Genomic DNA, 6,895 nt, shown 5'->3' on the forward strand with positions numbered 1-6,895 from the left:
GTGGAGTCGTCGGAGAGCTTGAAGAAGTCACTCGCTGAGTTCGTCGAGTACCGGAAGCATCACCTGAAGGGCGACGAGAAGGGCGAGGCGACGATCTTCCTCGACCGTCTCTTCAGGGCGTACGGCCACGGCGGCATTCGCGAAGCGGGCGCGGTTCCGGAAGCTCGGATTCACCAGATGGACTGGGGCAACGTCTGCTTCGCCGACTTGATGTGGAAGCCGCGTTGCATCTTCGAGATGAAGAAGACGGGAACCGACCTCTCGAAGCACTATTCGCAGGCGTTCAAGTACTGGATGCAAGCGGTCCCTGACCGGCCCCGCTGGGTCGTGCTATGCAACTTCGACGAGTTCTGGATCTACGACTTCGATGTCCAGCTCGACGAGCCGATGGACAAGCTGTCGATAGACGATCTCGTTCAGCGTCGTGAGGTGCTCGCGTTCCTGTTGCCCGAGCCCAAGACTCCAATCTTCGGCAACGACCTGGTGAAGGTGACCCGCGAGGCCGCCGCGCAGGTGTCAGGTGTGTTCCGCGCGATGCGCGACCGAGGTGTTGACAGACTCGATGCGCAGCGCTTCGTGCTCCAGTCGGTGGTCGCGATGTTTGCCGAGGACATCGGGCTACTGCCGTCGAAGTTCTTCACCCGGACCCTGGACGAATCGAAGGATGGGTCCGATGCCTACGACTGGTTGGGCTCACTATTCCGGGAGATGAATACCCCAGGGGTGACCAAGGGCGGGCATTTCGCGGGGACGCCGTACTTCAACGGTGGCCTGTTTGCGGACATCGTTCCGGTCGAGATGACCATGGACGAACTCAAGGCGATGAGGATTGCCTGCTCCACGGACTGGTCGGACGTACGGCCTGAGATCTTCGGGACGCTGTTCGAGACCTCGATGGACAAGGGTGAGAGACACGCGTACGGCGCGCATTTCACCTCGCAGGCCGATATCGCGCGGGTGGTTCTTCCCTGCATTGTCGATCCGTGGAGAGCTCGGATTCAGGCGGCGAAGACGATTGCGGAACTGGAGAAGGTTCGCTTCGATATGGGCAATTTCCGTGTTCTCGATCCGGCGTGCGGGTCGGGTAATTTCCTGTACGTGGCGTACCGCGAGATGCGCCGACTCGAGGCTGAGGTCAAGCTGCGCATCCAGCAGCGTCAGAAGGTACGCAAGAATCAGGTGTCCATCTCGTACGTGACCCCCGATCACTTCCTCGGACTCGACAACAACCAGTTCGCGGTCGAGGTTGCCAAAGTGACCATGATGATGGCTAAGAAGCTCGCTGCGGACGAGTTGGACGAGGAAGCGGACGCCCTCCCCCTGGACAACCTGGACGACTCGATTCGCTGGGGAGATGCGCTCTTCGTGCCATGGCCGACGGCCAATGTGATAATTGGCAATCCACCGTACATGGGGCGCCGGCGAATGGCCGTCGAGCTGACTTCGGACTACTGCTCGCGACTCGATGAGCGATATCCTGGTCCAGGCGTCTCGGACCTAGTGACATACTGGTTTCCGCTTGCTCAAGAGGCGCTTCCTGATGATGGTCGCGCCGGGTTCGTTGCGACCCAGGCAATTCGTGACGGCGCGTCGCGCCGGGCATCCCTGGAATATATTGTCGACAGCGGTGGAGTGATCTTCGATGCCATCTCGGCGCAACCTTGGTCAGGCGACGCAAATGTGACCGTCTCAATCGTGAACTGGACTAAGACTGCCGCTCACGCTCCCGAGAAAAAGTCTCTTTGGCTGGACAACGGTGATCTGAGAATAATGGTGGACGAAATTCCTCCAACTCTGCGTCCCGCCACAGATGTGCGAAAGGCGAAATCGCTGCCTCTCAACAAGAAGCCAAAGCGAATCTTCCAAGGGCAGACGACCGGCGCGATTCCAGCGTTTCGCCTGACACCCGAGGAAGCCGCCGGGCTAGAGGCGAAAGACCCGAAATCAGCGCGATTCATTCATCCGGTACTAGGAGGCGATGCGCTACTTCATTCGCTCGGCCCAGCCCACCGGGTGATAGATTTACCGCACGTGGATGCCGTCGGGGTCGCAACTGAAGCACCTGGTGCACTCGCGCGACTGCGGGCAATGGTCCTCCCGGATCGTCAGAACTCGGCAGATGAAGAGTCCGAGAAAAACGCAAGAATCCTTGAGCGAAACCCAAAAGCCAAGGTAAATTGGCACAATAGAAACTTCTTGAACAAGTGGTGGCAACACGCGTATCGACGGCAAGAGATGCTCGAAGCGATCAAGCCGTTGAAGCGCTACGTGGCCACATCGCGTGTCGCGACCGAGAAGCGAATATCGGTATTCCAGTTTATCGATGTCAGCGTTCGCCCTGACGATTCGCTGACAGTTCTGGCGCTCGATGACGACTACTCGTTGGGAATAGTTTCGTCGGCCCTTCATCGAATTTGGCTTGATGAACGCTGCTCTAGGCTGGAAGCGCGTCCACGATACACTTCCACGACCGTCTGGGACACTTTCCCATGGCCCTCAAATCCGTCAGATTTGGCGGTCGAGAGGGTGGCGGAAGCAGCCGCTGCGATCCTCGCTTATCGTGCCGAGAATCTTGCAGAGGGGATCACCCTTGCTCAGCAATACGATGCGTTGAGAACGCCAGGTAAATCCGTCTTGCGTGATCTGCACGACGACCTCGACACGGCAGTTCTCGATACATATGGCTTCAATCCGGGTGAGGACTTGCTCACTCAGCTACTGGCGCTGAACCTCGCTGCCGCGACAGACGCGAACGTTGCGAGTTCTCCAGGCGGCAACGGTCGCCCCTGCGCCTATCGCTCGAACTACCGTCTTTGCGCCGATTGAGAAGTGCTGGGGACGATCGAGCGAATCGCGAGGGATCCGGCAGCCCGAGTGTGAGTAACTGCTGGTTGGCGATCACAAGCGGGGAGCGGCGCTGTCGGCCAGGCGAGGTCATCTTGGGTATCGCGCCGGTCGCTACCGACGGCCGGCTTCTCGCTTGATCGTGTCGAGGGTGGACGGGGAGCTCTCGCAGTAGGCCTACGAGTTGTCGGGCGCGAGTGCGATCATCTCGAGCATGGGTTCACGGCGCGATCGGCGGGCACGACGACTGGGCATACAGGCAGTACCGATGCCTATCCCCGATGTCAGCGACCTCCCGCCGAACATGCAGATGATGGCGCAGCACATGCAGCAGGGCGCGATGTCAACGACGGTCACTGCTAGCGCCGTCCAAGTCGTTGCACTGTCTGAGACTGAACGTCACGAGCTGCTATCGAAGGTAGACAGCGAAACTGTGATCATCGGCTTGGCGGAAATGCAGGCGGAACTCGACGCAGCAACCATCGCCAGCGTTTCGACGATCCCCGACGAGTCCAGAAGGTTCGTTGACACTCGTTGCTACGCAGCGGTGCAAAGTCGGGTCGCGCAGGGTGGAAGGGTGGCACCCCCGCAGACTATGAGTCGGCTGATGCGCGAAGTGATCGAGACGAGCGGCGGAGGCGACGGCGACCTCAGCGACGACGATCTGTTGTCTCTCCTGCTGTCCATCAACGAGGAGCATGACTCCATCGACAGCGTCGAGGCAGTCTTGGGCACATCGGACCCACGGCAGTTCGACGCTAAGATGCGGACTCTGTCAAAGGAGCAGATGCACTCGCTCGCCAGCGATATCGCGGCGGACGAGGCGGCCGCGATGTTGCTCAGCGCCCCGTGGCTCCCTGAGTACCTGAAGTGTGCGACCAACGAGTTCTGGTTTAGCCCTTGGTCACCCAAGGTGACAGGGCTCGGCGACATACCTGCCGACACGTTCCGGCAGGCGACGGGACTCGCGATGGAGGAGTTCCTGTTCGCAGGTGACCTGATCATGACGCGCTTGCGCGTGGGACGGGCACGAATTGACCTGGCAACCCTACGGGCGCAGGGGGCCAGCGATCCTGCCATCGACTACATCAACACCCACTTGGTGCGCGACATCGCGAGCTACCGCGATCTGCTCGTGGAGGACCGAGACAGCGGCGGCGTCGAGACACAGCGGTACACGTTCACGGAGTTCCCGTTCCTACGACTCGACGATGGATCGCTGCTCGCCCTTCACGCGCAGTGGGGCATGGATCGATTCTTCGGAAGTTTGCCCGAGCTGGACGTGAAGAACGGGTTCGACCGACAAGGTGAGACGGCACTCGTGAACAAATTCCAGAACGGGGTCAAGCACCAGTTCGAGGAGGTCACTGGACGCACCATCGCGCGGATCGCGGACTTGAGCACAACTTTCTCCGTAATCCTGGGCGAGGAGGAGATGCAGGACGCCTGGAAAGTGAAGAAGGGGAAGCCGAAGGCATGTGATTGGGTGCTGCCGACGCCGACCTACTCGTGGATCGTGGACGCAACCCATCGCCCGCTACGTGCGGAACTCGCGGAGGGACTCGCAGGTGGGGAGGCGTATTCAGACAACCTTGAGACCTTCCTCACCAAGAAGAAGTACCTCCAGTTCGATTCGGTGATTGATCACCTCACACGGCTGGGATGGGAGGGTGCATCGTTTACGAGTACCGCTTTCGCACCGTTCGTCGTAGTGCCGGATTCAGGCTTGCCAAGTACGCCGCTCTCCAACATGCTCGCCACGATCGGCGGCGCAGAGTTGGTGAACAAGTATCCGGGGAGAGTTCTGTGGCCCGCTGTGGTCACAACCGCCGACCTCATGCTCATCGAGGGCGTAGCTGGGCTTGGGGTCGGCGACGTAGCGGACATGATCCGTGTGTGGCGCAGCTTCGGTCCGATACCGCTGCAAATGTTCCTGGCGATGTCGGGATTTCAGGCGCTGCCGTGCCCGAGCCATGTGAGGGTAGCTGCGAGTGAACTCGACAATCATGTCCGCGCGACCGCGCGGCAGAGTCAGGCTTGAGTGGAACCCGAGGGTTGGGGTCCGCGACGGGGCGAGAACAGCCAGACGTCCATGTTGCCTGTCTGTGAGCACGAAATGAGCACGATCTCGCGTGATCAGCCGCATTTAGATGTGATCAGCCAGGATCAGAATGTGCAGGTGACGGAGGGGTGGGACTTGCGGCGTGGGCCGTTCGAAGAGTTCGAGTCTCACCGGGGGCACCACGGAGCAGTTGCTTGCCGGTTGCACGCGGAATGCGCAGCGACAGGTTCCGGTGCGCGATCCGGTAATTTTGAGCATCGTGACTGACGATCTGCGGGAGGCGCCGCGGCCGGGACGGCGGGTGCCGCGTGGCGTTGCCGTCGAACTGACGTCTGGCGGGGTGCCGGTTCCCGAGCGCGACTTCTTCGTCGACGAGTTCCGCGGAGTCACCATCGTGGTCGCGCTTCCCGTGCTGAGCGCGGTCGCGCTGGAAGCGGTCGCGCGCACGATCAGAGGATTCGACGGAGGCGACACCCGGTTCGTCTTCGTGGTTCCAACCGAGTGGTGCGCGGACACCAACGCCACGGTCGGCGGACGGACCATGAACGGCCCGACGATCTGGAACGAAGAGGCCGTCGCCGAACTGTGGCTCACTGTCGCGGAATCGGCGTGCGTCGTCGTCGGGGTCGAATCACCATCCGTCGCGCGCACTGCGGGGGCGATCTGTGCGAGTGTTCGGGCGTCGAAGATGGTGCTGACCGATCCGGGTGGCGGCTGGGGCACCCCGCCCCGCAGCTTTGCGGATATCGATCTGCATCACGATCGGCTGGCGGCGCACTTGGCCGAACGCGGGCTCGATGAATTCACCCCCGCCGCGCGAGAAGCCCTGGCGGGCGGCGCATACAGCGTCAACCTCTGCCGTGCTGAAGACCTCGACTTCGAGCTGCTCACCTTCGATGGCCGCGGTACCGTCCTCACACAAGGTCGTTACCTCCACATCGCCCCGCTCCGGGTGGACGACTTCCCGGCGATCGAGGCTTTGGTCGCTCGTGGATCACTGGACGGCACTCTAAAGCCGCGCAGCCGGATCGAGATCGCCAAGGTGGCCGCTGGTGGGATCGGTGCGCGGGTCTTTCGGACCGGCCACCTCGCGGGCATCGTCGGACTCGAGAAGGACCGGTACGCCGGTACAGGATTCGGTGAGGTCTCGGGTTTGATCACGGTCGCGGAGTTCTCCGGACTCGGTGCTGGTGGTTTGCTGATGGACGGGCTATTGGAGATCTGCCGCGAGAAGGGACTCTCGGATCTGTTCGCGGTGACGGTCAGTGCCCAGGCCGCCGACTTCTTCCTGCGATGCGGGTTCAGCGAGGTTGGGCACGACGACGTACCCGCCGCGAAATGGGACGGCTACAAGCCCGATCGCCGCGAGATTGCTCGCTGCTTCGTGCGGTCTGTGTAGCGGTGCGATGACACCGAACCAGTACGAGCTCCGCGTGCCGGCTGCACCGGAGGCAGCGGATTTCGCCACGCCGCGCGCGAGCGGCACCTGAATCGGCGGGCGGGTGATTCCTACGCGCGACCGGTGGTGATCCCGCGCAGGTACGCGGCGAGCACGGGTTCGACAGCTGTGGAACCGTCGATCGCCGTCCGATGAAACACCAGCGAATTCGAGAACTACCGCGCCGTGCAGCCCGCACCCGCCGCGCGCGGCACTCGCGGTGATGCCCAGGGAGATCCGCGCCGCCCGCCGCTTCCCGGTCTAACTAGTACTTCCCGAAGGCGAGGGCGACATCGTGGCCGCCGAAGCCGAAGGAGTTGTTCAGTGCGTAGTTGATCTCGCCCTTGCGTGCCGAACCGTGCACGACGTCCAGGTTGATCTCGGGATCCTGGTTGTCGAGGTTCAGGGTCGGCGGGATGATGCCGTCGCGGATGGACAGCACCGTCAGTGCCGCCTCCAGCGCGCCCACGGCACCGATCGAGTGGCCCAGCGCGCCCTTGGGCGCGTAGACCGCCGCGTCGGTACCGACGACCGCGTTGATGGCCTTCGAC

3 protein-coding genes and 1 pseudogene are annotated in these 6,895 nt (G+C 61.9%); 3 read left to right on the forward strand and 1 reads right to left on the reverse strand.

Going from position 1 to position 6,895, the window contains the following annotated elements; all coding sequences use genetic code 11:
- The 3 genes from ABD108_RS00675 (at window position 1) to ABD108_RS00685 (ending at window position 6,305) form a co-directional block, all read left to right on the forward strand.
- The gene (locus tag ABD108_RS00675; RefSeq protein WP_344184006.1) at window positions 1–2,826 is read left to right on the forward strand and encodes a DNA methyltransferase; all 2,826 of its coding nucleotides are present in this window, start codon (window positions 1–3) and stop codon (window positions 2,824–2,826) included.
- Window positions 2,827–3,112: 286 nt separating this feature from the next.
- Window positions 3,113–4,885, forward strand: coding sequence for a hypothetical protein (locus ABD108_RS00680; protein WP_343928966.1), 1,773 nt, complete (start codon window positions 3,113–3,115; stop codon window positions 4,883–4,885).
- A 280-nt stretch (window positions 4,886–5,165) separates the two neighbouring features.
- Window positions 5,166–6,305, forward strand: a complete 1,140-nt coding sequence (locus ABD108_RS00685) for a GNAT family N-acetyltransferase (protein ID WP_343928967.1) — start codon at window positions 5,166–5,168, stop codon at window positions 6,303–6,305.
- A gap of 304 nt (window positions 6,306–6,609) precedes the next feature.
- Here ABD108_RS00685 and ABD108_RS00690 read toward each other — a convergent pair.
- Window positions 6,610–6,895, reverse strand: a pseudogene (locus ABD108_RS00690) (beta-ketoacyl-ACP synthase); the annotation flags it as partial.

This window comes from Tsukamurella strandjordii, from assembly GCF_039525985.1.
GTDB classification, from domain to species: domain Bacteria; phylum Actinomycetota; class Actinomycetes; order Mycobacteriales; family Mycobacteriaceae; genus Tsukamurella; species Tsukamurella strandjordii.